Genomic DNA, 23,580 nt, shown 5'->3' on the forward strand with positions numbered 1-23,580 from the left:
ACGCGGGGGTGCGTGGGGTCTGGGTGCGGGAGGGGGAGGAGGCGCCGGAGCTTCCGCGGGAGAGGGGGTTCAAGCCCTTGCCCAAGCGGTGGGTGGTGGAGCGGACCTTCGCCTGGCTTGGGCGGAATCGGCGGCTTGCCAAGGACTACGAAGCTAACCCTCGGGTGAGCGAGGCCTGGGTGTATCTGGGCATGCTACGCTTGTTGGTGAAGCGGCTGGCTAGGGCCGCGTAGCTGGCCGTGGAGGACTTTTACGACAGCCTCTAACCAAAAAAGCCCCCGGCTCTCACCGGGGGACAGTGCAAGAGCCTAAAGGTAGACCTAGCCTAGCCCAGCCAGCTTGCGGTTCTTCTCGATGTAGGACTTCCACTGCTCGGGAACGTCCTCCTCGGGGAAGATGGCGTTCACCGGGCAGGCGGGCACGCAGGCACCGCAGTCAATGCACTCCTCGGGGTGGATGTAGAACTGGTCCCCCCCGTCGTAGATGCACTCCACGGGGCAGACCTCCACGCAGGACTGGTCCTTTACGCCGATGCAGGGCTCACAGATCACGTGCGGCATCCTTCACCTCCCGAGCTACCGCTCCCCCCTATTTTAGGCCAGGACGCCCCCTGTCAACGGGGTGGGCCTCAACTGCCCACGTGGCGGAAGAAGGCCTCGCGGGAAATGCCCCCCAGCACCTCCTCCCCCCGGACCACCAGGACCAGGGGCTGGCGCAGGAAAAGGGGGTAAAGCTCGCTCACGGCTACCTCTCCTTCCACGCTGGGCACCTCCTCCAGGGAGAGGATGTGGTCGGCCAGGCCCAGGACCCCCAAAGGCCGCCCCTCCTGCACCAAAAGGGCCACCCCCCGGCCCTCGTAGGCCTCGAGGCCCTCCACCCGGGGCAGGGGGCGGGCCAGGCGGTGGGCCGGGGTGGGCCAGAGGAGGCCCGCGGTGAGCAGGGTGGTGCAGGGTACCCGCACCGCCTTCTTGGCCAGGTACAGGGTGAAGGTGAAGAAAAAGAGGAAGCCGAGCCCCTCCAGGAGGCCGACGAAGTTAAAACTCCCCCACCCCAGCCGGCCCGTCCCCCCCAGAAGGGCGTGCACCAGGTAGGAGAAGAGTAGCCCCAGCACCAGGGCGGCCAGGTAGGCGAAAAGCCCGGCCAGACGAAGCTCCTTCACCGTGCGCATGGGCTTAGCTTACCAGGTCCGCCTCCCGGTCCACGTCCACCCCCACCTCGGGGTAAGGGGTGAGGAGGGCCCGGGCTTCCACCCCAAGGAGCCGCTGGGCCCGGGCCTCCACCTCCGCCAGGGAAAGCCGCCCCAGAAGGAGCTTGAAGAGCACGTCCAGGCCGATGAGGCGGGCCAGGGCCAGGGGGTTTTTGCGCAGGGCCACCACCCGCCTGGCCAGGGGAAGGGCCTGGAAGAAGAGGGCCTTGTCCAAGAGGAGGAGGTTCCCCCCGGTGAAGGTGCCCTCCTTGAGCCGGGCGTAGGTGCGCCGGTTCCCGGGAAAGCGGGCCTCCACCCGCTCCTTGGGCACGATGGGGTAGACCAGGGCCGCCCGGGGGGCCTGTTCCAGCACAAAGCGCACCGCCTCCGGGGTGAGGTGGGGGATGTCGGCGGTGGCCACCAGGACCCGGCCCTCCACGTGGGCCAAGGCCGCTTCCAGGTTGGCCAGCAGGCTCCCCTGGTCGGGGAGGGTGAGCCTGGGCGCCGGGGAAAGCCCCGGGTTCTCCCCCACGTAGACCACGGAAAGCCCTGCCCCCTCTAAGGCCGCAAGGACCCACTCCGCCAGGGGCCTACCCCGGTAGGGCACCAGGGCCTTGCTCCGCACCCCGTAGCGCTTTGCCCAAGCCTCCTCTCCCCCCGCCAAGACGATGGCCTCCATGCCCCCCATGCTAAGGGACTAGACTGAGGGCATGACCAAGTGGCTTGCCCCCCTGGGCCTCCTCCTCACCTGGGCCCTCACCCTCTGGGCCTACGGGCACCTGCCAGAAAGGATCCCCGTCCACTGGAACGCCCAGGGGGTAGCCGACCGCTACGGGAGCCGGGCCGAGGTCTTCCTCCTGCCCCTGGTGCTCACCCTCCTCTACTCCCTCCTGGCCCTGGCCCCCCGGCTGGACCCCAAGCTGAGGGAGGCCCCCCGGGTCTGGCCCTGGCTCACCGGGGGGGTGGTCCTCACCTTCGCCCTCCTGCAGGCCATCTTCCTCTACGCCGCCTGGCGCCAGGTGCAGGGCGAGCCCTTCCCCGTGGGCCGGGCGGTGCTCCTGGGCGTGGGCCTGGTCTTCCTGGTCCTGGGCCTCCTCCTGCCCCGCCTCCCCGCCAACTACTTCGCGGGGGTGCGCACCCCCTGGACCCTGGAAAGCCCCCGGGTCTGGCAGGCCACCCACCGCCGGGCAGGGTGGGTCTTTCTCCTCCTGGGGCTTCTGGCCTGGGGGGTGGCCCTTGCGGGGGGCCAGGGGGTGGGGCTTTGGCTCTGGCTGGCCGCCCTCCTCCTGGGGAGCCTGTACCTCTTGCTCTTCTCCTACCTGGCCTGGCGGCGGGAAACAGCCTAGGCGCCCCGGAGTCGGGGCGCCCAGCCGGGCCTTGGGCTAAAGCCGCCTTAGCTCCAGCCGCAGGACCTGGTTGCCGCTAAGGCGCAGGGTCTGCACCAGGGTGCGGTAGCCGGGGGCCACCAGGGTGAGCTCGTGCTCGCCCAGGGGGGCCTCCAGGCGCAGGTACCCACCCCGGGCCAGGCCCACCTCCTCCCCGTTCAGGAAGACCCGGGCCTCCACGTTCAGGTAAAGCTCCAGGACCGCCCGCAAGGGCACAAGCTCCACAAAGAGGCGCAGGCTCTCCCCGGGGCGCACCTCCACCTGGGCCCGGTACTCGCTGTACCCCGGGGCTACCACGCGCACCTCGTGCAGGCCGGCCTCCAGGGTGAGCCGGAGAGGGGCCCGCCCCACGGCGCGCCCGTCCACGTAGACCTCGGCGCCCTCAGGCCGGGCCTCGAGGACCAGCTCCCCGGTGCGGATGGGCCTCAAGGTGGCGGCCAGCCGGGTCTCCCGGCCCCGCTCCACCCGCACCGTGGCCCCGTAGGGCTCGTAGCCCGGGAGGCGGTACTCCACCCGATAGGTCCCCTCCTCCAGGGTGAGGCGCAGGGGGGTGCGGCCCTGGAGGCGGCCCTCCAGGTAGACCTCGGCCCCTGCCGGGCTCGTCTCCAGGAGGAGGGTGCCGGTGCGGGGCACGGGGGTGAGGCGCACGTCCAGCCGGGCGGTCTCCCCCGGGCGCACCTGCACCGTGGCCCGGTAGGGCTCGTAGCCCACAAGCCGAAGCTCCACCCCATACCGCCCCTCGGGGAGGCTAAGGGAAAGAGGGGTGCGGCCCCTTAGAGCCCCATCCAGGTAAACCTCGGCCCCCGAGGGGGTAGAGGTGATGGCCAAGGTCCCCTGCCTGGGCTCGGGCACCAGCTGGGCGAAAACCTGCACCCGCTCCCCAGGCCTGGGGTTCACCACCACCCGGTAGGACTGGTAGCCGGAAAGCCGGAGCTCCACCTCCTGCCGCCCGGGGTTCACCGTGAGGGTCAGGGGGGTGCGGCCCTGGAGGCGGCCGTCCAGGTAGACCTCGGCCCCTGTGGGCCTCGAGTCCACCACCAGGGTGGCGGTGGCCGGGGTGGGGACCCGGCCTACAACGTAGCGGGCCACATCCGTCACCCAGTCCCGGGGGGGCAGGGGCTCAATCACGATGGAAAGCGCCCGGGCCAGCCCCTCGGCCCCCTGCACCCGCACCTGGCTCCTTTCCACGTCCAGGATCTCTTGCAGGGAAAGGGGCCGCTTGCTGGCCACCGCCAGCACCCGGTCCTCCCCTTCGGGACCAGTGACGGTGTAGCGGTAGCGCCCCCCCTCCGGGGGAAAGCGCCGGGTCTCCCCCGCCCTGAGGAAGTTGTCCCGTTCAAAGGCGTTGGGCAGGATGGGGTCAATGCGCCCGTCCGCGTTGATGTTGAAGAGGTAGACGTAGGCGTCCTGGTTGACGTTCACGTAGATGTAGATGGGCTCGCCCACCTGGTAGACCGCCTGGCCCCGCTTACCGGGGTCCTTGTCCACCCAGACCCGCACCTGCAGGTCGGTGGGCACCGGGTTGACGATGATCCCCTGGGGGCTGATCTGCTGGGCCAGGGCCATCCCTAGGACCCAGGCTGCCAGGAGAAGCTTGCGCATATCCCTCACCTCCACCCTCAGGCTAAAGGTTTCCTGTGAAAACCCTGAGGGAAGGAGGCCAAGGCCCCTTAAGACTCGGCGTAGGCCCCCAGGGCGCGGAAGCGGCGGTAGCGGTCCTGGTAAAGGGCCTCGGGGGAGAGGCCCTTAAGCTCCTCCAGGGTCTTTAGGAGGGCCTCCTTGATGTTCCGGATGGCCCCCTCGGGGTCCTTGTGGGCCCCTCCCTCGGGCTCGGGGACGATGGCGTCCACCACCCCCTGGGCCAGGAGGTCCTGGGCCGTGAGCTTCAGGGCCTCGGCGGCCTTGGGGGCCTCCTTGGCGTCGCGCCAGAGGATGGCCGCACAGGACTCGGGGCTGATCACGGAGTACCAGGCGTTCTCCAGGATGAGGACCCGGTTGGCCACCCCGATGGCCAAGGCCCCCCCGCTCCCCCCCTCCCCCAGGATGAGGGCGATGGTCGGCACCCTAAGCCGGCTCATGCGCTGGATGCTCTGGGCGATGACCCAGGCCTGGCCCCGCTCCTCGGCGGAGACCCCGGGGTAGGCCCCGGGGGTGTCGATGAAGGCCAGAAAGGGGTAGCCGAAGCGGTCCGCCAGGTCCATGAGGCGCATGGCCTTGCGGTACCCCTCGGGGTGGGGCATGCCGAAGTTGCGCTGGAGGTTCTCCTTGGTGTCCCGGCCCTTCTGGTGGCCCACCACCACCACCTTCTGGCCCTCGAGGTAGGCAAGCCCCCCCACGATGGCGGGGTCATCGGCGAAGGCCCGGTCCCCGTGGAGTTCCAAAAAGTCCTGGAAGGCCTTCTCCAGGACATCCAGGGTGGTGGGCCGCCCCTGGGCCCGGGCCAGCTGTACCCGTTGCCAGGGGGTGAGGTTGCCGTAGATCTCCCCTTTGAGGCGGGCCAGGCGTTCCTCCAGCAGGCGGACCTCCGCCTCGAGGTCCACCCCCGTGGCCTTGGCGGTCTCCTTCAGCTCCTGTATGCGCTTTTCCAGCTCCAGGATGGGCTTTTCAAACTCCAGGGGCATAGGGGACTCCCGGGTGCAGGTGGCGGAGGACCCGGACCACCTCGGCCTTCAGCTTGCGGCGGTCCGTGACCCGGTCCACCATGCCGTGCTTCAGCAAAAACTCCGCCCGCTGGAAGCCTTCAGGAAGCTCCTGGCGGATGGTCTGGCGGATGACCCGAGGGCCGGCAAAGCCGATCAGGGCCCCGGGCTCGGCGAAGATCACATCGGCCAAGGCGGCGAAGCTGGCGGTGACCCCCCCGGTGGTGGGGTCGGTGAGGATGGACACGTAGGGCAGGCGCCGCTCCCACAGGCGGTCCAGGCTCATCACCGTTTTGGCCATCTGCATGAGGGAAAGGGCCGCCTCCTGCATCCTCGCCCCCCCGGAGGCGGCCACGATGACGAGGGCCCTCCCCTCCGCCGCCGCCTTCTCCGCCCCCCGGGCGATCTCCTCCCCCACCACGCTCCCCATGGACCCCCCGGCGAAGGCGTAGTCCATGACCAGGAGGACGGCCGGCACCCCCCCGATGGCGCAGGTGCCCCCCAGGATGGCGTCCTTACGGCCCGTCTCTCCCTGGTAGGCCCTGAGGCGCTCGGCGTAGGGCTTGGTGTCCACGAAGCCCAAAGGGTCCAGGGGGGCCAGGCGGGTGGTCTCCTGGAAGGTGCCGGGATCGGCCAGCATGGCCACCCGCTCGGAAGCGGGCAGGCGGTGGTGGTGGCCGCACTTGGGGCAGACCAGGAGGTTTTCCCGCAGCTCCTTCTTGTAGAGGCTGGCCCCGCACCCCTCGCACTTGGTCCAGAGCTCGGGGACGTCGCGGTTCTCCCCGCTGGGCCGCTTCCTCCGGAAAAGCCGCTCCAGGGCCACGCTACGCCTCCTTGGGGGCCTCGAGGGCCCGGGTCTCCCCCGCCAGGATCTGGCCGATGAAGACCGCCCCCGCCTCCACGTCCAGGGCCTGGGCCCGGACCGTGCCCGTAAGGCGGGCAGTCTTGGAAAGGGAGACCCGGCCCCCGTAGACGTCCGCCTTGACCTCCCCGTGCACCTGGATCACCCCGGCCTCTATGCGCTCCCCCTCCACCCGGCCGGTGCGGCCGATCTCCAGCTCCCCCTCCACGTACACCGAACCCCGCACCAGCCCGTCTATGCGCACCTGGCCCTTGGCCTTCAGGTCCCCCAAGACCTCGGTCTCGGGCCCCAGGTAGGTGAGGGCACTCCCTTGCCTCTTGGCAAACATCCGCCCCATTTTACCGGCCCGCCCAGGTGGGGGAAAGGTAAGGCCTGGGGTCCAGGGGGGTGCCGTAGCGGTAGACGCCGTAGTGCAGGTGGGGCCCGGTGGAGCGGCCGGTGGAGCCCACGTAGCCCAGCACCTGCCCCCGCTCCACCCGCTCTCCTGGACGCACGGCCAGGCGGGAGAGGTGGCCATAGAGGCTTTGGTACCCCTCCGCATGGTCCAGGAGGACCGCGAGGCCGTAGGCCCCCATCCAGCCCGCCCGGGCCACCACCCCGCTCCCCGTGGCGTAGACCGGGGCCCCGTAGGGAGCGGAGAAGTCCAGGCCGTCGTGGAACTCCATCCCCCGGCCAAAGGGGTTTTTGCGCAGGCCGAAGAAGGAGGTGACCCCCTCGTAGGCCCTGAGGGGCAGGCCCAGGGGGCGGCTCTGCTCCACCTCCAGGGTGCGCTCCAGAGCGGGAACCAGCTCCCTGAGCTGGTTCTTGAGGTCCAGCACCTCCGCCCGCACCTCGGCCCACCCCTCCAGGGCCCCACCCCCCTGCCCTCCCTCCTGGTAGCGCACGGGCAGGGCGTTGATGGGGGAAAGCCCGGCCCGGCGGCGGAGCTCGTCCATGGCCTTCTTGATGGCCTCGAGTTCCCTCTTGGTGCGCTCGGCCTCCTGGGAGAGGGCCCCGTTTTTGGCCCGCTCCGCCTCGAGGGCCAGGGAGAGCCGGCGGGCCTCCTGGGCCAGGGTCTGCAGGCGAAGCTCCAGGGCCCTGGCCTCCCGCCCCTTGTGCCAGAAGTAGAGGTTAGCCCCCGTCCAGAGGACCAAAAGGGCCAGGAGGAGGCCTAGGGCCCAGCCCGGCAGGGAGACCGCCCGGCTCCCCCCGCCGCTTCTGGCCAGGAGAAGGGTGTAACGGGTAGGCCGCCTTTTCATCCCCGAGGAGTATACCAGGGGAGGAAAAGGGGGCAACCCCCCAAGCCCCTAGACCACCTCCAGGACCAGGGGAACGGGGCGGAAGGCCTCGCCCAGGCGGAAGGCCGCCTGGAGGTGGGCCAGGGCCTCGGCCAGCCCCCGACCCCGGTGGTAGAGGAGGGCCAGGGGCTCCCCGGGGGCCACCCTTTCCCCCGGCTTCCGCAGGAGGTAGACCCCCACCCCGTGGTCAATGGCCTCCCCCTTCTTCCGGCGCCCGCCCCCCAGGGCCAGGACCGCCAGGCCCACCCGGTAGGCGTCCACGGCCTGCACCACCCCCTCTTCCTGGGCCAGAAGGGGGTATTCCTCGGCCAGGGGCAGGCGGGAGGGGTCCTCCACCACCCTGCCGTCCCCCCCTTGGGCTTCCAGGAAGGTGCGGAACTTCTCCAGAGCGGCCCCGCTCTCCAGGGCCTGCCGGGCCCGCTCCGGGGGAAGCTCCTCCAGCCTGAGAGCCTCCTCGGCCAGGGCCAGGGCCACCTCCAGGAGGTCCTGGGGGCCTTCCCCCTTCAGGGCGGCGATGGCCTCCCGCACCTCTATGGCGTTCCCCACCGCCCGGCCCAAGGGGGCCTCCATGCTGGTGAGGACCGCCCGCACCCGCCGGCCCGCCCCCTGGCCGATACCCACCATGGTCTGGGCCAACAGGCGCGCCTCCTCCAGGGTCTTCATGAAGGCCCCCTGGCCCACCTTCACGTCCAGCACGATGCTCCTTGCCCCAGCCGCCAGCTTCTTGCTCATGATGGAGCTGGCGATGAGGGGGAGGCTTTCCACGGTGGCGGTCACGTCCCGCAGGGCATAGAGCTTCCCGTCCAGGGGGGCGAGGTCCGGGCTTTGGGCGGCGATCACCAGACCGATGCGCCGGGCCCGGTCCAGGAACTCCGCCTCCGTCATCTCCCCCCGCCAGCCCGGAACCGACTCCAGCTTGTCAATGGTCCCCCCGGTGTGGGCCAGGCCCCGGCCGGACATCTTGGCGAAGGTGCAGCCGCTGGCGGCCAGGATGGGCCCCACCACCAGGCTCACCTTGTCCCCCACGCCCCCGGAGGAGTGCTTGTCCACGGGGTGGGGCAGGTCCGACAGGTCCAGCACCCGCCCGGAGTGGGCCATGACCTCCGTGAGCCAGAGGGTCTCCTCCGCGTCCAGGCCCCTCAGGAAGGCGGCCATGAGCCAGGCGGCCACCTGGTAGTCGGGTACCTCCTCCCGCAGGTAGCCCAGGAGGAAGGCCTCCAGGTCCTCCCTGCGGTGCTTGAGGCCCTCCCGCTTTTCCCGGATGAAGAGCACGGGGTTCATGGGCCCATGCTACGCCAACAGACCTTCCCTCCACCTGGGCTCGGCCCCTTAGAAAAAAGGCTGGGGGAGGTCTCTTCACCTTCCCCCAGGCCCCGATAAAGGGTTAGGCCTTGCCCACGGAGCCGAAGAGCTCCATGCGGCTCTTGACCACCCCCTTCACCGCCTCCCGGGCCGGCCCCAGGTACTTGCGGGGGTCAAACTCCTTGGGGTTGGCGTTCAGGCCTTCCCGGATGAGGGCGGTGAAGGCCAGGCGCAGGTCGGTGTCCGTGTTGATCTTGGCCACCCCCAGGGCGATGGCCCGCTGGATGTCCTCGGGGTGGATGCCCGCCGCCTCCCCGATCTGGCCCCCGGCGGCCCGGAAGCGCTCAATGAGCTCCGGGGGCACGGAGCTGGCCCCGTGCAGGACCAGGGGGGCGGGGACCAGGGCGGCGATCCGCTCCAGGCGGGGAAAGTCGATGAAGGGCCGCCCCTTGCCCTTGTAGGCCCCGTGGCTGGTGCCGATGGCCACCGCCAGGTAGTCGGCCCCGGTGCGCTCCATGAAGATGCGGGCCTCCTCGGGGTTGGTGAGCAGGGCGTCCTTCTCGTCCACGGCCACGTGCTCCTCAATCCCCGCCAGGCGCCCCAGCTCCGCCTCCACCGTGACCCCCAGGGCGTGGGCCGCCTCCACCACCCGCCGGGTCTCCCGCACGTTGGTCTCAAAGTCCTCGTGGGACTTGTCGATCATGACGCTGGTAAAGCCCTCCCGGAGGGCCTTCAGCACGCTTTCGTAGCTGGAGCCGTGGTCCAGGTGGATGGCCACGGGCACGCGCACCTCCTTGGCCAGCTCCACCGCCATGCGGGTCAGGGCCCGGCCCCCGTACTTCATGGCCCCCTCGGAAAGGGCCAGGATGACCGGGCTCCTGGCCTCCTCCGCGGCCTCGAGGATGGCCTGGGTGAACTCCATGTTGTTGGTGTTGAAGGCTCCCACCCCGTAGCCTTCGGCCCGCGCTTTCTTCAGGATCTCTAGACCGGTAACCAGCATAACTGCCTCCCGCGGAGATTATACCCCTGCGCTTATGGAAGCGTGGAAAATGGCCTCAGTAGGCCTGGCCCGTGGCCTTGGTGAGGAGGAGGCGGAACTCGTGGGGGCTGGTGGCCGCGGAGAGGGCGTCCTCCAGGGAGATGAGCCCCTGGGTGTAGAGCTCCACCAGGTGCTGGTCAAAGGTGCGCATGCCGTGGATGGCCCCCTCCATCATGGCCTCCTTGATCTGGGGGGTCTTGTCCTCGTCCTTGATGAGCTCCCGCACGTAGGGGGTGGCGATGAGGACCTCCAGGGCCAAGACCCGCCCCGCCCCGTCCGCCCGGGGCAGGAGGCGCTGGGAGAGGATGCCGAGGAGGGACTCCGCCAGGAGGATGCGCACCTGCTGGTGCTCATGGAGGGGGAAAAACTCAATGATGCGGTTGATGGTGCGCCAGGCGTCCAGGGTGTGCAGGGTGGAAAGGACCAGGTGCCCGGTCTGGGCGGCCATGAGGGCGGCCTCCACCGTCTCCTTGTCCCGCATCTCCCCGATGAGGATCACATCGGGGTCCTGGCGCATGGCGTACTTGACCCCGGAGTAGAAGCTGTCCGTGTCCAGCCCCACCTCCCGCTGCACCACCAGGCTCTTCTTGTGCTTGTGCAGAAACTCTATGGGGTCCTCAATGGTGATGATGTTCTTGGCGTAGTGCAGGTTGATGTGGTCGATGATGGCCGCCAGGGTGGTGCTCTTGCCGCTTCCCGTGGGCCCCGTCACCAGGATGAGCCCCCGCTCTTTGGCCGCCAGGCCCTCCAGGACCTCCCGGGGAAGGCCCAGGGCCTCAAAGCTGGGGATCACCTCGGCCACCACCCGCATGACCAGGCCAAAGCTCCCCCGTTGCCTCAGGAGGTTGCAACGGAAGCGGGCCACCCCAGGGATGGTGTAGGCGAAGTCCATCTCCTTGCGGTACTCCAGCTCCTCCGCCTGCTCCGGGGTGAGGAGGGCCCGGACGATGGCCTCGAGGTCCTTGGGGGTAAGGGGGCGGTTGCCGAAGGGACGGAGCTTCCCGTCCACCCGGATCACCGGGGGAGCCCCCGCCTGCAGGTGGATGTCCGAGGCCCGGGCCTGGACCATGGCCTTGAACATCTCCAAAAGGCTCTGCTTCCCTTCCTGGGCAAAGGCCTCGCTCACGGGTAAACCTCCAGGTTGTCAATGAGGCGCACCTCGGGGAAACGCCCGGCCACAATGCCCCGGGCCCCCGGCACCCAGCGGGAAAGGGGAAGTAGGGTCTCCGGGTGCACGATGGCCAGATAGTCCGGGCGGAACTCCGGCACCTGGGCCAGCACCCGTTCCCCCTCTGCCAAAGCCTCCCCCACCCCCTTGCCCATCCGGGCGGCCTCCTTCATGGCCAAGAGGGCCTGGTAGAGGACCGTGGCTTTCCTGCGGGTCTCGGGGGAAAGGTAGACGTTGCGGCTGGAAAGGGCCAGGCCGTCCTCCTCCCGCACCGTGGGCACCCCCACCACCTCCAGGGGAAAGCCCAGGTCCCGCACCATCTTGCGGATGACGAGGAGTTGCTGGTAGTCCTTCTCTCCGAAGTAGGCCCGCTCGGGACGGACCAGGAGGAAAAGCCGGGCCACCACCGTGGCCACCCCCTGGAAGTGGCCGGGGCGCACCTCCCCTTCCCAAAGGGTGGTGAGGGGGCCTTCCACCAGGACCCGGCTGGCAAAGCCCCTGGGGTACATCTCCTCCACGCTGGGGGCAAAGAGGAGGTCCACCCCCGCCTCCCCCAGCAGGGCCTGGTCCCGCTCCAGGTCCCGGGGGTAGCGGTGGTAGTCCTCCCCGGGACCAAACTGCAAGGGATTCACGAAGATGGAGACCACCACGAAGGGGTTTTCCCGCCGGGCCCGCTCCACCAGGCTCAGGTGCCCCCGGTGCAGGTACCCCATGGTGGGCACGAACCCCACCCCTTCCCGGGGAAGGAGGGCCCTCAGGTCAGCCACGGTACGGACCACCTTCACGAGGCCCAGTATACTTTCCCCGTGGGGAAGAAAAAACGCGAGGAGAAGCTCAAGAAGAAGGCCCTGAAGGAGTGGGAGGAAAGGCGCCCCAAAACCTTCCGCGAGGCCCTCCGGTACTTCCCCGGGGTCTTTTTGCGCACCACCTTGGTGATGATGGGGGCGGTGGCCCTAATCCTCCTGGCCGGGGCCCTGGGCTTGGGGGTGGCCCAGAGCTTCTGGTTCCAGCTTCTGGTCTACCTGGGGTTCTACCTGGCCTTCCAGCGCTTCATCATGGGGCCCCTGGCCCCGCCACGGGTAAAATGAAGGGGTGGCAGAGCCGGCGGAGGTCCTGCACCCCCTTCCCTTGAGCCGGTACCTGGAGGAGGAGGCCCAAAGCCCTGTCCGGCGCGAGCTGGTGCGGGGCTTTCCCCGGGCCATGGCCGGGGCCAGCCGGCAGCACAACCTCCTGGTCACTGCCCTGGGGGCGGCCCTCTTCCCCCTGGCCTTGGCCAGGGGGTGCCGGGTCCATGCGGAAACCTTCAAGCTCAAAGTGGCTCCGGATACCGTGTACTATCCGGACCTCATGGTGGTCTGTGCCCCCCCGGGGCAAAATCCCTCCTACGAGGAAAACCCCTGCCTGGTGATAGAGGTCCTCTCCCCCTCCACGGAAGCCCAGGACCGCTGGGAGAAGATGCGGGCCTATCTGGGTCTGGCCAGCCTACAGGGGTACCTTCTCCTGGACCCCGAGAGGAAAGGTCTGGAGGGCTACTTCCGGGAAGGGGAGGGCTTTAGCTGGCGGCGGTTCACCCAAGGCCTGGTGCCCCTTCCCTGCTTAGGGGGAACACTGGACCTGGAAGAGGTCTACGCCGGCCTAGCCTGAGCCCCGCCTATTCCTTAGAGGCGCTCGGCGTCCGCCCAGAAGCCCTCGAGGTCGTAGTATTCCCGGGCCTCCGGGGTCATGAGGTGGACCACCACCTCCCCATAGTCCAGCACCACCCAGCGGGGGCTCTGCCCCTCCGTGGGCCGGGGGCGGAGGCCTTCCTCCTCCAGTTTTTCCTGCAGGTGGCGCTCCAGGGCCTGGAGGTGGGGGGTGCTGGTGGCGCTGGCCACCACGAAGTAGTCCAGGCTCTCGGAGACCGCCCTGAGGTCCAGGGCCACCACCTTTTCCGCCTTTTTTTCCCAGAGGAGATCCTTGATCCTTCCGACCAGCTCCACCGCCTCCTTGGTCTTCACCATCTGGCCTCATTGTAGCAGGTCCTGGCCCAGCTCCACCACCGCTCCCGCCACCGGGAGGTGGGGGGAAAGGAGGGGCAGGTGAAAGAGGTCCGCCAGGTAGGCCCCGGCCACGGGGTCCTGGGTGTAAACGGCGCTTCGCACCACCTGGGCCTCCTCCAGGACCACCTCTATGCCCTCGCGGACCAGGAGGGCCTGGCCCCAGCGGAGGAGGCTTGGCTCCCCCCGCAGGCGCACGGACACCTGGGGGGGCAAAGCAGGAGGGTTAGCCCCGAAGAAGGCCGCCAAGAACCCCTGGCGGGCCCCTTCGTCCACGTAGAGGAAGGTGCCCGGCCCCTCCCGGGTGGGCAGGGTGGCCAGGGAGAGCTTAAGGCCCCGCACGGCGGGGAGTTGGGCCAGGACCTCCTCCAGGGAAAGGTCGGTGTCCAGCTCCCGCCACCCCTCCCGCAGGGCCCCGGTGAGGGCGGGCCAGGTGCGGGGGTCCTGGGCCTTCTTGAGCACCTGGGTCAGCACCCCCTTGATGCGGTCCAGGCGGGCGTAGTCCCCCAGGGCATCGTGGCGGAAGCGCATGTACTTCACGGCATCCTCCCCGTTCAGGTGGAGGCGGCCCGCGGGGAAGTCAATGAAGAGCTTGGCCGCCCGGTCGGTGTAGCGCATGGGCCTGTCCAGGTAGACCTCCACCCCGCCCACCGCGTCAATGACCCGGGCCACGCTCTGTAGGGTGAGGACCAGGTGGCGCTCGGCCAGAAGCCCCGTGGCCTCCTCCACCGCCCGCTTGAGGAGCTCCGCCCCTCCCCGGCCGTAGGCGGCGTTGATCTTGCCCCCCACCACCGGGCTATAGAGGTCCCGGGGAAGGGCCACCGCCCGCACCTCCTGCCCCCTAAGGCGCAGGTAGAAGACGGTGTCCGTGCGGCTTCCCGGGCCGCAGGGGGTGTGGTAGCCGCAGTACTCAATGTCCCGGGCGGCCACCACCACCCCAAGCTCAGGGAGGATCCCTACCCGCTTGGGGCGCACCGCCTCCTCCTTAGGGGGCCGGGGTAGGGAGAGCACCCCCCCCAGGGCGAAAAGGGCCAGGGCCAGGAGGAGAAAGGAAAGCCTAGGGCGCATTCAGGCTATGGTACACGGCCAGGGTCTTGGGGTGCACGGGAACCCCCTTGGCGGTGAGGTACTCCACTTTGTTGCGCACCGCCTTGCGGTAGGCCTCGGCCAGCCTTCCCGCCAGGGCCAGCTCCCGGATCTCCCCGTTCACCCCCCGGCCCGGCTCGGAGATGTCGGCGATATAGAGGGCCATGCCCAGGCCATTACTGGGGTCAACCCCGTAGACATGGCCCTCAATGGCCTCCAGCACCGCCTCGTCCGCAACCCCCCACTCCCGGGCCAAGGCCCGGGCCGCCCGGCCGTGGAGGGAGAGGGGATGGGCCTCCTCCACCGGGTTCTCCGGGGGAGCCAGCCGGCGGAGCTCCGCCTCGGGCAGGTCCCGGGCGGCATCGTGCAGTAGCCCTGCCAGATAGGCCTTCTCCCCATCCAGCCCGTTGTTGCGGGCAATCTCCCGGGCCAGCTCGGCCACCCGCAGGATGTGGGCCAGCCGCTCCGGGCGCACCAGGGCCTGCACCTTCTGCAACAGCTCAGCGGTAGAGGGCGTGTTTTTCAAGGTACACCTCCACGGACCGGGGTAGCCAATAGCGCACGCTCCTCCCCTCCCGTATCCGCCGGCGGATCTCCGTGCTGGAGATGCCCACCTCGGGAACGTGGAGGGGCACCACCGGAACGGGCATCACCGAAAGGTCATACCCCGGGCGGGCCACGGCCACCAGGGTGGCCAGCTCCGGCAGGCGGTGCCCCTCCTTCCAGGTGAGCACGTCCCGGTAGGCGTCGGCCCCGGTGATGAAGAAAAGCTCGTCCTCCGGGAAGAGCCCCCGGGCCTCCTGGAGGGTGTCCACGGTGTAGCTGGGCCCGGGGCGGTCCAGCTCCAGCCGGGAGGCCAAAAACCTGCGGTCCTCGGCGGTGGCCAGGAGGACCATCTCGTAGCGGGCCTCCGCCGGGGCCACGGGGGTCTTGTGGGGGGGGCGGGCGGCCACCACGAAGAGGACCCGGTCCAGGGCCAGGCGGTCGGCGGCCTCGCTGGCGGCCAGGAGGTGCCCCAGGTGGATGGGGTCAAAGCTGCCGCCAAAAAGGCCGATGCGCACCCTAGACCTCCGGGATGTACTCAAACTCCGTGCCGCCCAGGCGCACCACGTCCCCGGCCCGCACCCCTTTGGCCTTGAGGGCAGCCTCCACCCCATGGCGCTTGAAGACTTCCTGCAGGTAGCCGGCGGCCTCGGCCAGGTCCCCCTTGAGCCGCTTCAGGTAGCGCTCCACCTCGGGGGCCCGCACCTCGTAAACCCCCTCGGCCACTGGGACCACCTCCACCCCCGCCTGGACCTGGACCAAAGGCGCGGGCTTGGGGAGCTCGGGGGCGGGGGTGGCCTTGACCAGACTGAGGAGGGCCTCCTTCAGGGCAAGGAGGCCCTCCCCGGTGAGGGCGCTCACCGGCAGCACGGGAAGCCCCTCCTGGGCCAGCTCCGCCACCCGGGCCTTCACCTCCTGCGGGGAAAGGAGGTCCACCTTGTTGAGGGCGATGAGGCTAGGCCGCCGGAGGAGGCCGAGGTCGTAGGCCGCCACCTCCTGCCGCAGGGTCCTGAAAGCGGCAAGGGGGTCTTGGGAGGCGTCCAGCACGTAAAGGAGCACCCGGGTGCGGGCCACGTGGCGCAGGAACTCCAGACCCAGCCCCTTCCCCTGGCTGGCCCCCTCAATGATCCCCGGGATGTCGGCCAGGGTGAAGCGCTCCCCCTCCCCCACCTCCACCACCCCCAGGTTGGGGCTCAGGGTGGTGAAGGGGTAGGGGGCGATCTTGGGATGGGCCCGGGTGGTGGCGGCCAGGAGGCTGCTTTTGCCGGCATTGGGGTAGCCCACCAGGCCCACGTCGGCGATGAGCATGAGCTCCAGGCGGAGCCGCCTTTTCTCCCCTTCCGCGCCGGCCTCGGCGAAGCGAGGGGCCTGGCGGGTGGGGGTGACGAAGTGGGCGTTGCCCCGCCCCCCCTCCCCGCCCCGGGCCACCAGGAGGGTCTCCCCCTCCTGGGTCAGGTCCCCGAGGAGCTCGCCGGTATCCGCGTCAAAGACCCGGGTACCCCGGGGCACCTCAATGTAAAGGTCGCGCCCGGCCCGGCCATGCTGGCCGCTTCCCTTGCCGTGCTCCCCATCCTCCGCCTTGTAGGTACGCTTGGAGAGCTCCGAAAGGGAGTCCACGCTACCCCTGGCCCGCAGGTAGACGCTGCCCCCCCGCCCCCCATCCCCGCCGTCGGGCCCTCCTTTGGGCACGAACTTCTCCCGGCGGAAGGAAATGGCACCGTCGCCGCCCTTTCCGGCGGCGACGGTGATCTGCAAAACGTCAAGGAACATTTACGCCAAGGGGCGGACGCTCACAAAGCGGCCCAAACGCCCCTTGTCCTGGAACTCCACCACCCCGTCCACCAGGGCGAAGAGGGTGAAGTCCCGGCCCATGCCCACGTTCTTCCCGGGCTTGAACTTGGTGCCCCGCTGGCGGACCAGGATGTGGCCCGCCCGCACCACCTGACCCCCGTAGCGCTTCACCCCCAGGCGCTTGGCCTGAGAGTCGCGGCCGTTCTTGGTGGAACCCAGACCCTTTTTATGCGCCATGGCTCACCCCTGGATCTCCTTGATGAGGAGCTCGGTGTAGGGCTGGCGGTGCCCCTTCTTGCGGCGGTACTGCACCTTGGCCTTGAAGCGGGAGATGGTGATCTTCTCGCCCTTGCCGTGGCCCAGGACCTCGGCCACCACCTTGGCCCCTTCCACCACCGGGGCTCCCACCACCGTCTTCTCGCCCCCCAGGAGGAGGACGGGAAGCTCCACCTGGCTACCGGGCTCCGCTTCCAGCTTCTCCACCCGGAGCTTTAGACCGGGTTCCACCCGGTACTGCTTGCCACCCGTCTTGACGATCGCGAACATGGCCTCCCCTTTTGGCCCCGGAGGGCCTACCGGTCTTTTACTATACCCAAGAGAACCCCTTCCTGCAAGGTAGGCGAAAGCCCCCCTTGCGGGGGGCTTACCTGGTGGAGCCGAGGGGATTCGAACCCCTGACCTCCTCAATGCCATTGAGGCGCGCTCCCAACTGCGCCACGGCCCCAGGCAACGCCTATGGTACCGAGGGGGCCGCTTCTTGTCAACGGGGCCACAGGCCAATGAGGAGGGCCAAGGCGGCGAAGACCGCGCCCAGGATGACCGTGAGGCGGTAAAGCCCCCCGGTGACCCCCCGGGCGGAGAAGAGGTCGGCGGAGGCCCCCATGAGGTCCCCCGCCCCCTGCTTGGGCTCCTGCGCCAGGACCAGATAGACCAAAAGCCCCGCCACGCCGAGGTAGAGGAGGATGACCAGGGTGTAGAGGAAGTCCATACCCTTACCACTCTAGCGCCCAGGCAAGGGGGTGTCTACCCCAGGCCCTCGGGGCAAGATGGGGGCATGGAACTGGCCGAGATCTACGCCGCCTTCCGCCGCATCGCCCCGTACACCCACCGCACCCCCCTCCTCACCTCCCGCCTCCTGGACAGGCTTTTGGGCAAGCGCCTCCTGCTCAAGGCCGAACACCTGCAAAAGACGGGGAGCTTCAAGGCCCGGGGGGCCCTTTCCAAGGCCTTGACCCTGAAGGGCCCCAAGGGGCTTTTGGCGGTCTCCAGCGGCAACCACGCCCAGGGGGTGGCCTACGCCGCCCAGGTCCTGGGCGTCAAGGCCCTGATCGTCATGCCCGAGGAGGCAAGCCCCCTGAAGAAGGCCGCCACCCGGGCCTATGGGGCCGAGGTCTACGACCGGGGGGTGACGGTGGAAAACCGGGAAAGGGTGGCCCAGGCCCTTCTGGAGGAGACGGGCTACGCCTTCATCCACCCCTTTGACGACCCCCTGGTGGTGGCGGGGCAGGGGACGGCGGGCCTCGAGGCCCTGGCCCAGGCGGCCAGGCTGGGGGTCTTCCCCGAGGCGGTCCTGGTTCCCGTGGGGGGCGGGGGGCTTATCGCCGGGGTGGCCACCGCGGTGAAGGCCCTCTCCCCCGCCACCCTGGTGCTGGGGGTGGAGCCTGAGGGGGCAGACGACGCCCGGCAGAGCCTGGAGCGGGGGGAGATCGTGGGCCTGCCCGAGGCCCCCAGGACCCGGGCCGACGGGGTGAGGACCCTGGCCTTGGGCCGGTACACCTTCCCCATCCTGCGGGAGCGGGTGGACGGCATCCTCACCGTGAGCGAGGGGGCCATCCTGGAGGCAGAGCGCCTCCTTTTCACCCGCACCAAGCAGGTGGTGGAGCCCACGGGGGCCCTGCCCCTGGCGGCGGTGCTGGAGCACGGGGGTGGGCTACCCCAGACCCTGGCCCTCCTCCTCTCCGGGGGCAACCGGGACTTCTCTCCCTAGGAGGAGGGGGTAAGCTGAGCCCGTGATCGTCAAGGAAACCCTTCTACCCATTGAGGCGGTGGCGGCCAAGCTGGGCCTAGGAAGGGAACGGCTCTACCCCTACGGCCCCCACATGGCCAAGGTGCTGGGCGAACCCCCCAGGGCCCGGGGGCGGCTCATCCTGGTCACGGCCATCACCCCCACCCCGGCCGGGGAGGGCAAGACCACCACGGCCATCGGCCTGGTGGATGCCCTCTGGCGGCTGGGCAAGAGGGCGGCCTTGGCCCTGCGGGAGCCCTCCTTGGGCCCGGTTTTCGGGGTCAAGGGTGGGGCCACAGGAGGGGGGCAGGCGCGGGTGGAGCCCCGGCACGAGATCAACCTCCACTTCACCGGGGACTTCCACGCGGTCACCAGCGCGGTGAACCTCCTGAACGCCCTCCTGGACAACCACCTGCACCAGGGAAACGCCCTGGGGATTGACCCCCGGCGCATTGAGCTCAAGCGGGCCATCGACATGAACGACCGGGCCCTGAGGCACATCGTCCTGGGCCTGGGGGGCAAGGCCCACGGGGTGCCCCGGGAGGGAGGGTTCGAGCTCACGGTGGCCAGCGAGGTCATGGCCCTCATGAGCCTCTCCCGGGACTTCAAGGACCTGAAGGCCCGTCTGGGGAAGATCCGCGTGGGCTTCACCTACGAGGGGAAACCGGTCTACGCCCAGGACCTGGGGGCGGTGGGGGCCATGGCCGCCCTTTTGAAGCAGGCCTTTCTGCCCAACCTGGTGCAGACGGCGGAGGGCAACCCCGCCTTCGTGCACATGGGGCCCTTTGGCAACATCGCCCACGGCACCAACTCCGTGCGGGCCAGCCAGTGGGCCCTGGGGCTGGCGGACTACGTGGTGCAGGAGGCGGGCTTTGCCACGGACCTGGGCATGGAGAAGTTCATGAACGTGGTGGCCAGGACCACCGGGCTCATCCCGGAGGCCGTGGTCGTGGTGGCCACGGTCCGGGCCCTCCGCTACCACGGGGGGCAGGACGCCTACGAGATGCCTGACCTCGAGGCGGTGCGGCGGGGCCTGGCCAACCTGGAAAAGCACGTGGAGAACGTGGAGCTTTTCGGCTACAAGCCGGTGATCGCCCTGAACCGCTTCCCCCAGGACACAGAGGAGGAGCTTGCCCTGGTGCGGGGCTTCGCCGAGGAGCGGGGCCTCCCCTTCGCCCTGAGCGAGGTCTACGCCAAGGGGGGCGAGGGGGGGCTGGAGCTGGCGGAGCGGGTCCTGGAGGCCCTGGAACTCCCCCACGCCTACCGGCCCCTCTACCCCCTCGAGGCCCCCCTGGAGGAAAAGGTGGAGACCGTCGCCACCAGGGTCTACGGGGCCGAGGGGGTGGAGTGGAGCGAGGAGGCCAAGCGGGCCCTCAAGGCGGCCAAGAAGGAGGGGTGCGAGGCCCTGCCGGTGATCATGGCCAAGGCCGCCACCTCCCTCTCCGACAACCCCAAGCTCCGGGGAAGGCCCCAGGGGTTTAAGGTGCGGGTCACCGACCTCCGGTGCCGGCTGGGGGCGGGGTTCGTGGTGGTCTACATGGGAGGGATTGAGACCCTCCCCGGCCTGCCCAAGGTCCCCCAGGCCTTAGGGATTGACGTGGACGAGGAGGGGAACATCCGAGGCATGGACTACTAGACCCCGTGCTGGTCCGCCCGCTGCTTTTCCACCGGGAGGCCGGTGGCCCCGTGGAAGGCCTCCACCTCCTCCAGGAAGCGGTGGAAGAGGTAGAGGGCGTCGTGGGGGCCGGGGGCGGCCTCGGGGTGGTACTGCACGGAGAAGACGGGGTAGCGCACGTGGGCCATGCCCTCCAGGGTGCCGTCGTTGAGGTTGATGTGGGTGGGGCGGAACTCCTTGAGGGAGTCTATGTCCACCGCGTAGCCATGGTTCTGGCTGGTGATTTCTATCTTGCCGGTCTGCAGGTTCTTCACCGGGTGGTTGGCCCCCCGGTGGCCGAACTTCATCTTGTAGGTGCGCCCCCCCGCGGCCAGGGCCAGAAGCTGGTGCCCCAGGCAGATGCCAAAGGTGGGCAGGAGGCCCATGAGCTTCCAGATGGTCTCGTGGGCGTAGCGGGGCATGGAGGGGTCCCCAGGGCCGTTGGAGATGAAAAGGCCGTGGGGCTCCAGGGCCATGATCTGGCTGGCCGGGGTCTTGCCGGGCACCACCAGGATCTCAAACCCCTGGGCGGCCAGGTTCTCCACGATGGCGTGCTTGATGCCGAAGTCCATGACCACGATGCGCCGCCCGCTTTTCAGGGTGGGCCAGGCGTAGGGCAGGGGGGTGGAGACCTCGGGGGTCATGTCCCGCCCGTCAATGTCCGTCCAGGCCTTGGCCTCCTGGCGTAGGGCCTCCAGCTCCTCGAGGGTGAAGGCGTGGTCCGGGGGGCCAAAGAGGCTGGCGTGGGCGATGGTGCCCTTCAGCACCCCCCCTTCCCGGATCTTGCGCACCAGGGCCCGGGTGTCGATCCCCTCGATCCCCACCACCCCGTAGAACTCCATGAACTCCTTAAGGGTCTGCTGGGCCCTGGGGTTGGAGGCGATGCGGCTGAACTCCTTGGCCACGAAACCCTTCACCCAGGGGCGGTTGGACTGCATGTCGTAGACGTTGACCCCGTAGTTGCCCTGGTGGGGGTAGGTCATGACCACGATCTGCCCGTGGTAGCTGGGGTCGGTCATGATCTCCTGGTAGCCGGTCTGGGCGGTGTTGAAGACCACCTCCCCCACCGTCTTCCCCCGGGCCCCGAAGGCGTAGCCGTGGTAGACGGTGCCGTCCTCCAGCACCAAGACTGCCCGTTCCTTCACGCCCGCCATGCCGCCTCCCGGTCGCTACAGGTGCCCATCCTGCCCATTCTAGCCGGCAAAGGCCCCGGGGGAAAGGTGCTTGATGACGGCGATCTCCCGGCAGTTCTCATAGAAGGGGCAGGCGTTGCACTCGCTCCACACCTTGGGGGGCAGGGCCTCGCGGGTGGTCACCTGGTAGCCCAGGGAGCGGAAGAAGTTCACCTGCAGCGTCCAGGCGAAGACCCGGGGCAGGCCCAGGTCGCGGGCCTCCCGCTCCGCCCCCAGGACCAGCCAGCGCCCCAGGCCCTGCCCCTGCCGCTCGGGGTGGACCGCCAGGCCGCGGATCTCCGCCAGGTCGCGCCAGAGAACGTGCAGGGCCACGGTGCCCACGATCTGGCCGTCCTCGTCCTCCAGCACCTGGAAGTCCCGGATGTTCTCGTAGAGGTGGCTGTGGCTACGCACCAGCATCAGCCCCTTTTCCGCCCAGTAGCGGATGAGCCAGTAGATGGCGTCCACGTCGCTGAGGCGGGCCCGCCTCAGCTCCACCGCCGCCTGGGGCCGCACCGGGGGCAGGGTTACGCCCGCCCTTTCCATCTGTCCCAGCTCAATCAAGGCCCACCTCCCTTTTAGCCTCCCGAAGCCTCTCCCGCACCGCCTCCGGGGCCGTGCCCCCGAAGGAGCGGCGGCGGTGGATGGCGGTCTCCAGGCGGAGGAGGGGCAGGGCCTCCTCCCCGAAAAGGGGGTGGTGGGCCTTTAGCTCCTCCAGGGTGAGGTCCTTGAGGGGCCGGCCCTCCTCCAAAAGCCGGCGCACCAGCCGCCCCACCACGTGGTGGGCCTCCCGGAAGGGCAGGCCCCGCTCCGCCAGGTAGTCGGCCAGTTCCGTGGCCAGGGCGTAGCCCCCCTCGGCCGCCTGCCACATGCGCTCCCGCCGCCACCGGAGGCCGGGGAGGAGGGCCGCCAGGAGCCTGAGGCTATCCCGGTAGGTGGCCAGGGCATCCAGAAGGGGCTCCTTGTCCTCCTGCAGGTCCTTGTTGTAGGCCAGGGGCAGGCCCTTCACCACCGTGGAGAGGGCCACCAAAGCCCCCAGGACCCGCCCGCTTTTGGCCCGGATGAGCTCCAGGATGTCGGGGTTTTTCTTCTGGGGCATGATGGAGGAGCCGGTGGCAAAGGCGTCGGGTACCTCCACGAAGCCGAACTCCTCCGTGCTGTAGAGGATGAGCTCCTCCGCCAGGCGGGAGAGGTGGAGCATGCCGATGTTGAGAGCGGAGAGGACCTCCAGGGCGAAGTCCCGGCTCCCCACCGCGTCCAGGGAGTTGCGCATGGGGGCACGGAAGCCCAGCTCCTTGGCGGTGAAGTGGCGGTCAATGGGGAAGCCCGTCCCCGCCAGGGCCGCCGCCCCCAGGGGGCTTTCGTCCAGGCGCTCCCTGGCGTCCCTAAGCCGGCCGGCGTCCCGGGTGAGCATCTCGTAGTAGGCCAGGAACCAGTGGGAAAGGAGCACCGGCTGGGCCCGCTGCAGGTGGGTGTAGCCGGGGAGGACGTGGAGGGGCTCCAGGTGCTTCTCCGCCTCCCGCACCAGGGCGCGCCGCACGGCAAGGAGGGCCTCCAGGAGCTCGGTTATGGCCCCCTTCAGGAAGAGGCGCAGGTCGGTGGCCACCTGGTCGTTGCGGCTCCTGGCGGTATGGAGCTTGCCCCCCGGGGGGCCGATGAGCTCCATGAGGCGGGCCTCGAGGTTCATGTGCACGTCCTCCAGCTCCTCCCGCCAGGGAAAGGTGCCCGCCTCTATCTCCTGCTGGATTTGGTCCAGGCCCTGGAGGATGGCCCCAAGCTCCTCCTCCGTGAGGAGGCCCACCTCCTTGAGCATCCGGGCATGCACCCGGTTCTGCAGCAAGTCCTCCCGCCACAGGGCCCGGTCAAAGGGAAGGGAGGCGTTGAACTGGGCCGCCAACCGGTCCGGCCCCTCGGCAAAACGCCCGCCCCAGGTCCTATGCCCCATGCCCCTCCCCTTCCCGCCCGGCCAGGGCCCGCACCCTCAGGCGCAGGGCCTGGAGCCGGATGAAGCCCTCGGCGTCCTTCTGGTCGTAGCCTCCCGCCTCGTCAAAGGAAACCAGGTCCTTGCGGTAAAGGCTCCTGGGTGCCTTCCGCCCCACCACGTACACGTTCCCCTTGTAGAGCTTCAGCCGGGCCACCCCGGTCACCCCCTGGGCCACGTGGTCAAAGTAGGCCTGCAGGGCCTCCCGCTCCGGGGCGTACCAGAAGCCGTAGTAGACCAGCTCCGCGTACTTGGGGGCCAGCATGTCCCGCTGGTGCAGGACCTCCCGGTCCAGGGTGAGGCTCTCCACCGCCCGCCGGGCGTGNTAGAGAATGGTTCCCCCCGGAGTTTCGTACACCCCCCGGGACTTCATGCCCACGAAGCGGTTCTCCACCAGGTCCACCCGGCCCACCCCGTGCCGGCCCCCGATTTCGTTAAGTTTTTGCAGGAGGGC

The 23,580-nt window shown here is 69.4% G+C and carries 30 protein-coding genes and 1 tRNA gene; 6 read left to right on the forward strand and 25 right to left on the reverse strand.

Annotated elements, in window-relative coordinates:
- Window positions 1-233 (forward strand): IS5 family transposase (locus B128_RS0102340; protein WP_018110677.1); only part of this gene is annotated, 233 nt, incomplete at its 5' end.
- 87 nt (window positions 234-320) lie between these two features.
- Here B128_RS0102340 and B128_RS0102345 read toward each other — a convergent pair.
- The 3 genes from B128_RS0102345 to B128_RS0102355 all read right to left on the reverse strand — a co-directional run bounded on the left by B128_RS0102345 (window position 321) and on the right by B128_RS0102355 (window position 1,865).
- The gene (locus tag B128_RS0102345; RefSeq protein WP_015716251.1) at window positions 321-560 is read right to left on the reverse strand and encodes a ferredoxin; all 240 of its coding nucleotides are present in this window, start codon (window positions 558-560) and stop codon (window positions 321-323) included.
- Window positions 561-628: 68 nt separating this feature from the next.
- A complete protein-coding gene (locus tag B128_RS0102350; protein WP_018110678.1) occupies window positions 629-1,168 on the reverse strand; it encodes a hypothetical protein in 540 nt (179 codons plus the stop codon).
- 4 nt (window positions 1,169-1,172) lie between these two features.
- Window positions 1,173-1,865 (reverse strand): NTP transferase domain-containing protein, encoded by a 693-nt coding sequence (locus B128_RS0102355; protein ID WP_018110679.1) that lies wholly within the window; start codon window positions 1,863-1,865, stop codon window positions 1,173-1,175.
- Between the two features lie 31 nt (window positions 1,866-1,896).
- On the opposite strand from B128_RS0102355, the gene B128_RS0102360 reads away from it, so the two are divergent.
- A complete protein-coding gene (locus B128_RS0102360; protein WP_018110680.1) occupies window positions 1,897-2,532 on the forward strand; it encodes a DUF1648 domain-containing protein in 636 nt (211 codons plus the stop codon).
- A gap of 36 nt (window positions 2,533-2,568) precedes the next feature.
- On the opposite strand, the gene B128_RS0102365 is transcribed toward B128_RS0102360, so the two are convergent.
- From B128_RS0102365 to panC, 9 genes are all read right to left on the reverse strand, one after another.
- Entirely contained in the window at window positions 2,569-4,173 is a 1,605-nt protein-coding gene (locus B128_RS0102365; RefSeq protein ID WP_018110681.1) for a PEGA domain-containing protein, read from the reverse strand.
- Window positions 4,174-4,241: 68 nt separating this feature from the next.
- Complete coding sequence (locus B128_RS0102370) at window positions 4,242-5,192, reverse strand: acetyl-CoA carboxylase carboxyltransferase subunit alpha (RefSeq protein WP_018110682.1); 951 nt, start codon at window positions 5,190-5,192, stop codon at window positions 4,242-4,244.
- Complete coding sequence (gene accD, locus B128_RS0102375; protein ID WP_018110683.1) at window positions 5,176-6,033, reverse strand: acetyl-CoA carboxylase, carboxyltransferase subunit beta; 858 nt, start codon at window positions 6,031-6,033, stop codon at window positions 5,176-5,178. Before accD ends, B128_RS0102370 begins: the two co-directional genes overlap by 17 nt.
- Before the next feature lies 1 nt (window position 6,034).
- Complete coding sequence (locus B128_RS0102380) at window positions 6,035-6,409, reverse strand: bactofilin family protein (RefSeq protein WP_169333336.1); 375 nt, start codon at window positions 6,407-6,409, stop codon at window positions 6,035-6,037.
- Between the two features lies 1 nt (window position 6,410).
- Window positions 6,411-7,310: a M23 family metallopeptidase gene (locus B128_RS0102385; RefSeq protein ID WP_026174961.1), complete on the reverse strand. Its 900-nt coding sequence runs from the start codon at window positions 7,308-7,310 to the stop codon at window positions 6,411-6,413.
- 48 nt (window positions 7,311-7,358) lie between these two features.
- Complete coding sequence (locus B128_RS0102390) at window positions 7,359-8,630, reverse strand: thymidine phosphorylase (protein WP_018110686.1); 1,272 nt, start codon at window positions 8,628-8,630, stop codon at window positions 7,359-7,361.
- Between the two features lie 103 nt (window positions 8,631-8,733).
- Window positions 8,734-9,651, reverse strand: coding sequence for a class II fructose-1,6-bisphosphate aldolase (fba, locus tag B128_RS0102395; protein ID WP_018110687.1), 918 nt, complete (start codon window positions 9,649-9,651; stop codon window positions 8,734-8,736).
- A gap of 55 nt (window positions 9,652-9,706) precedes the next feature.
- Window positions 9,707-10,816 carry a type IV pilus twitching motility protein PilT gene (locus B128_RS0102400; RefSeq protein ID WP_018110688.1) on the reverse strand — a complete coding sequence of 370 codons (1,110 nt, stop codon included), beginning with the start codon at window positions 10,814-10,816 and terminating at the stop codon, window positions 9,707-9,709.
- Complete coding sequence (panC, locus tag B128_RS0102405) at window positions 10,813-11,643, reverse strand: pantoate--beta-alanine ligase (RefSeq protein WP_018110689.1); 831 nt, start codon at window positions 11,641-11,643, stop codon at window positions 10,813-10,815. Before panC ends, B128_RS0102400 begins: the two co-directional genes overlap by 4 nt.
- Window positions 11,644-11,664: 21 nt before the next feature.
- On the opposite strand from panC, the gene B128_RS0102410 reads away from it, so the two are divergent.
- Both B128_RS0102410 and B128_RS0102415 read left to right on the forward strand, forming a co-directional pair.
- On the forward strand, window positions 11,665-11,946 hold the full coding sequence (locus B128_RS0102410) for a hypothetical protein (RefSeq protein ID WP_018110690.1): 282 nt from the start codon (window positions 11,665-11,667) through the stop codon (window positions 11,944-11,946).
- Between the two features lie 4 nt (window positions 11,947-11,950).
- Entirely contained in the window at window positions 11,951-12,502 is a 552-nt protein-coding gene (locus B128_RS0102415; protein ID WP_018110691.1) for a Uma2 family endonuclease, read from the forward strand.
- 14 nt (window positions 12,503-12,516) lie between these two features.
- Here B128_RS0102415 and rsfS read toward each other — a convergent pair whose 3' ends face one another.
- From rsfS to secG, 9 genes are all read right to left on the reverse strand, one after another.
- Window positions 12,517-12,858, reverse strand: coding sequence for a ribosome silencing factor (gene rsfS, locus B128_RS0102420; protein WP_018110692.1), 342 nt, complete (start codon window positions 12,856-12,858; stop codon window positions 12,517-12,519).
- Window positions 12,859-12,864: 6 nt separating this feature from the next.
- Window positions 12,865-13,962: an LCP family protein gene (locus B128_RS0102425; RefSeq protein ID WP_018110693.1), complete on the reverse strand. Its 1,098-nt coding sequence runs from the start codon at window positions 13,960-13,962 to the stop codon at window positions 12,865-12,867.
- Window positions 13,952-14,506 carry a bis(5'-nucleosyl)-tetraphosphatase (symmetrical) YqeK gene (gene yqeK / locus B128_RS0102430; protein WP_026174962.1) on the reverse strand — a complete coding sequence of 185 codons (555 nt, stop codon included), beginning with the start codon at window positions 14,504-14,506 and terminating at the stop codon, window positions 13,952-13,954. The genes B128_RS0102425 and yqeK overlap by 11 nt, the downstream gene beginning before the upstream one ends.
- Window positions 14,481-15,041 (reverse strand): nicotinate-nucleotide adenylyltransferase, encoded by a 561-nt coding sequence (gene nadD / locus B128_RS0102435; RefSeq protein WP_018110695.1) that lies wholly within the window; start codon window positions 15,039-15,041, stop codon window positions 14,481-14,483. Before nadD ends, yqeK begins: the two co-directional genes overlap by 26 nt.
- Before the next feature lies 1 nt (window position 15,042).
- A complete protein-coding gene (obgE, locus tag B128_RS0102440; protein ID WP_018110696.1) occupies window positions 15,043-16,293 on the reverse strand; it encodes a GTPase ObgE in 1,251 nt (416 codons plus the stop codon).
- Entirely contained in the window at window positions 16,294-16,551 is a 258-nt protein-coding gene (gene rpmA, locus B128_RS0102445; protein ID WP_018110697.1) for a 50S ribosomal protein L27, read from the reverse strand.
- Window positions 16,552-16,554: 3 nt separating this feature from the next.
- Window positions 16,555-16,860, reverse strand: a complete 306-nt coding sequence (gene rplU, locus B128_RS0102450; RefSeq protein WP_018110698.1) for a 50S ribosomal protein L21 — start codon at window positions 16,858-16,860, stop codon at window positions 16,555-16,557.
- Window positions 16,861-16,962: 102 nt separating this feature from the next.
- Window positions 16,963-17,038 (reverse strand) — tRNA-Ala (locus B128_RS0102455).
- Between the two features lie 36 nt (window positions 17,039-17,074).
- A complete protein-coding gene (gene secG, locus B128_RS0102460) occupies window positions 17,075-17,302 on the reverse strand; it encodes a preprotein translocase subunit SecG (RefSeq protein WP_018110699.1) in 228 nt (75 codons plus the stop codon).
- A 66-nt stretch (window positions 17,303-17,368) separates the two neighbouring features.
- Between secG and B128_RS0102465 the strand changes: the two genes are divergently transcribed.
- Window positions 17,369-18,301 (forward strand): threonine/serine dehydratase family protein, encoded by a 933-nt coding sequence (locus B128_RS0102465; protein WP_018110700.1) that lies wholly within the window; start codon window positions 17,369-17,371, stop codon window positions 18,299-18,301.
- Between the two features lie 22 nt (window positions 18,302-18,323).
- Window positions 18,324-19,955 (forward strand): formate--tetrahydrofolate ligase, encoded by a 1,632-nt coding sequence (locus tag B128_RS0102470; protein ID WP_018110701.1) that lies wholly within the window; start codon window positions 18,324-18,326, stop codon window positions 19,953-19,955.
- Here B128_RS0102470 and carA read toward each other — a convergent pair.
- From carA to B128_RS0102490, 4 genes are all read right to left on the reverse strand, one after another.
- Window positions 19,952-21,127: a glutamine-hydrolyzing carbamoyl-phosphate synthase small subunit gene (gene carA, locus B128_RS0102475; RefSeq protein WP_018110702.1), complete on the reverse strand. Its 1,176-nt coding sequence runs from the start codon at window positions 21,125-21,127 to the stop codon at window positions 19,952-19,954. The genes B128_RS0102470 and carA overlap by 4 nt on opposite strands.
- Window positions 21,128-21,166: 39 nt before the next feature.
- Window positions 21,167-21,691: an N-acetyltransferase gene (locus B128_RS0102480; RefSeq protein WP_018110703.1), complete on the reverse strand. Its 525-nt coding sequence runs from the start codon at window positions 21,689-21,691 to the stop codon at window positions 21,167-21,169.
- Between the two features lie 10 nt (window positions 21,692-21,701).
- Window positions 21,702-23,090 carry an argininosuccinate lyase gene (argH, locus tag B128_RS0102485; protein ID WP_018110704.1) on the reverse strand — a complete coding sequence of 463 codons (1,389 nt, stop codon included), beginning with the start codon at window positions 23,088-23,090 and terminating at the stop codon, window positions 21,702-21,704.
- Window positions 23,080-23,580 (reverse strand): adenine nucleotide alpha hydrolase family protein (locus tag B128_RS0102490; RefSeq protein WP_018110705.1); only part of this gene is annotated, 501 nt, incomplete at its 5' end. The genes argH and B128_RS0102490, both read right to left, overlap by 11 nt.

It is taken from the genome of Thermus igniterrae ATCC 700962 (assembly GCF_000376265.1).
GTDB classification, from domain to species: domain Bacteria; phylum Deinococcota; class Deinococci; order Deinococcales; family Thermaceae; genus Thermus; species Thermus igniterrae.

Excerpts from the sequence above, each read along its gene's own strand:
- B128_RS0102345 (WP_015716251.1), bottom strand. The coding sequence starts at position 560 with ATGCCGCACGTGATCTGTGAGCCCTGCATCGGCGTAAAGGACCAGTCC.
- B128_RS0102350 (WP_018110678.1), bottom strand. The coding sequence starts at position 1,168 with ATGCGCACGGTGAAGGAGCTTCGTCTGGCCGGGCTTTTCGCCTACCTG.
- B128_RS0102355 (WP_018110679.1), bottom strand. The coding sequence starts at position 1,865 with ATGGAGGCCATCGTCTTGGCGGGGGGAGAGGAGGCTTGGGCAAAGCGC.
- B128_RS0102360 (WP_018110680.1), top strand. The coding sequence starts at position 1,897 with ATGACCAAGTGGCTTGCCCCCCTGGGCCTCCTCCTCACCTGGGCCCTC.
- B128_RS0102365 (WP_018110681.1), bottom strand. The coding sequence starts at position 4,173 with ATGCGCAAGCTTCTCCTGGCAGCCTGGGTCCTAGGGATGGCCCTGGCC.
- B128_RS0102370 (WP_018110682.1), bottom strand. The coding sequence starts at position 5,192 with ATGCCCCTGGAGTTTGAAAAGCCCATCCTGGAGCTGGAAAAGCGCATA.
- B128_RS0102380 (WP_169333336.1), bottom strand. The coding sequence starts at position 6,409 with ATGGGGCGGATGTTTGCCAAGAGGCAAGGGAGTGCCCTCACCTACCTG.
- B128_RS0102385 (WP_026174961.1), bottom strand. The coding sequence starts at position 7,310 with ATGAAAAGGCGGCCTACCCGTTACACCCTTCTCCTGGCCAGAAGCGGC.
- B128_RS0102390 (WP_018110686.1), bottom strand. The coding sequence starts at position 8,630 with ATGAACCCCGTGCTCTTCATCCGGGAAAAGCGGGAGGGCCTCAAGCAC.
- fba (WP_018110687.1), bottom strand. The coding sequence starts at position 9,651 with ATGCTGGTTACCGGTCTAGAGATCCTGAAGAAAGCGCGGGCCGAAGGC.
- rsfS (WP_018110692.1), bottom strand. The coding sequence starts at position 12,858 with ATGGTGAAGACCAAGGAGGCGGTGGAGCTGGTCGGAAGGATCAAGGAT.
- B128_RS0102425 (WP_018110693.1), bottom strand. The coding sequence starts at position 13,962 with ATGCGCCCTAGGCTTTCCTTTCTCCTCCTGGCCCTGGCCCTTTTCGCC.
- obgE (WP_018110696.1), bottom strand. The coding sequence starts at position 16,293 with ATGTTCCTTGACGTTTTGCAGATCACCGTCGCCGCCGGAAAGGGCGGC.
- rpmA (WP_018110697.1), bottom strand. The coding sequence starts at position 16,551 with ATGGCGCATAAAAAGGGTCTGGGTTCCACCAAGAACGGCCGCGACTCT.
- rplU (WP_018110698.1), bottom strand. The coding sequence starts at position 16,860 with ATGTTCGCGATCGTCAAGACGGGTGGCAAGCAGTACCGGGTGGAACCC.
- secG (WP_018110699.1), bottom strand. The coding sequence starts at position 17,302 with ATGGACTTCCTCTACACCCTGGTCATCCTCCTCTACCTCGGCGTGGCG.
- B128_RS0102465 (WP_018110700.1), top strand. The coding sequence starts at position 17,369 with ATGGAACTGGCCGAGATCTACGCCGCCTTCCGCCGCATCGCCCCGTAC.
- carA (WP_018110702.1), bottom strand. The coding sequence starts at position 21,127 with ATGGCGGGCGTGAAGGAACGGGCAGTCTTGGTGCTGGAGGACGGCACC.
- B128_RS0102480 (WP_018110703.1), bottom strand. The coding sequence starts at position 21,691 with ATGGAAAGGGCGGGCGTAACCCTGCCCCCGGTGCGGCCCCAGGCGGCG.
- argH (WP_018110704.1), bottom strand. The coding sequence starts at position 23,090 with ATGGGGCATAGGACCTGGGGCGGGCGTTTTGCCGAGGGGCCGGACCGG.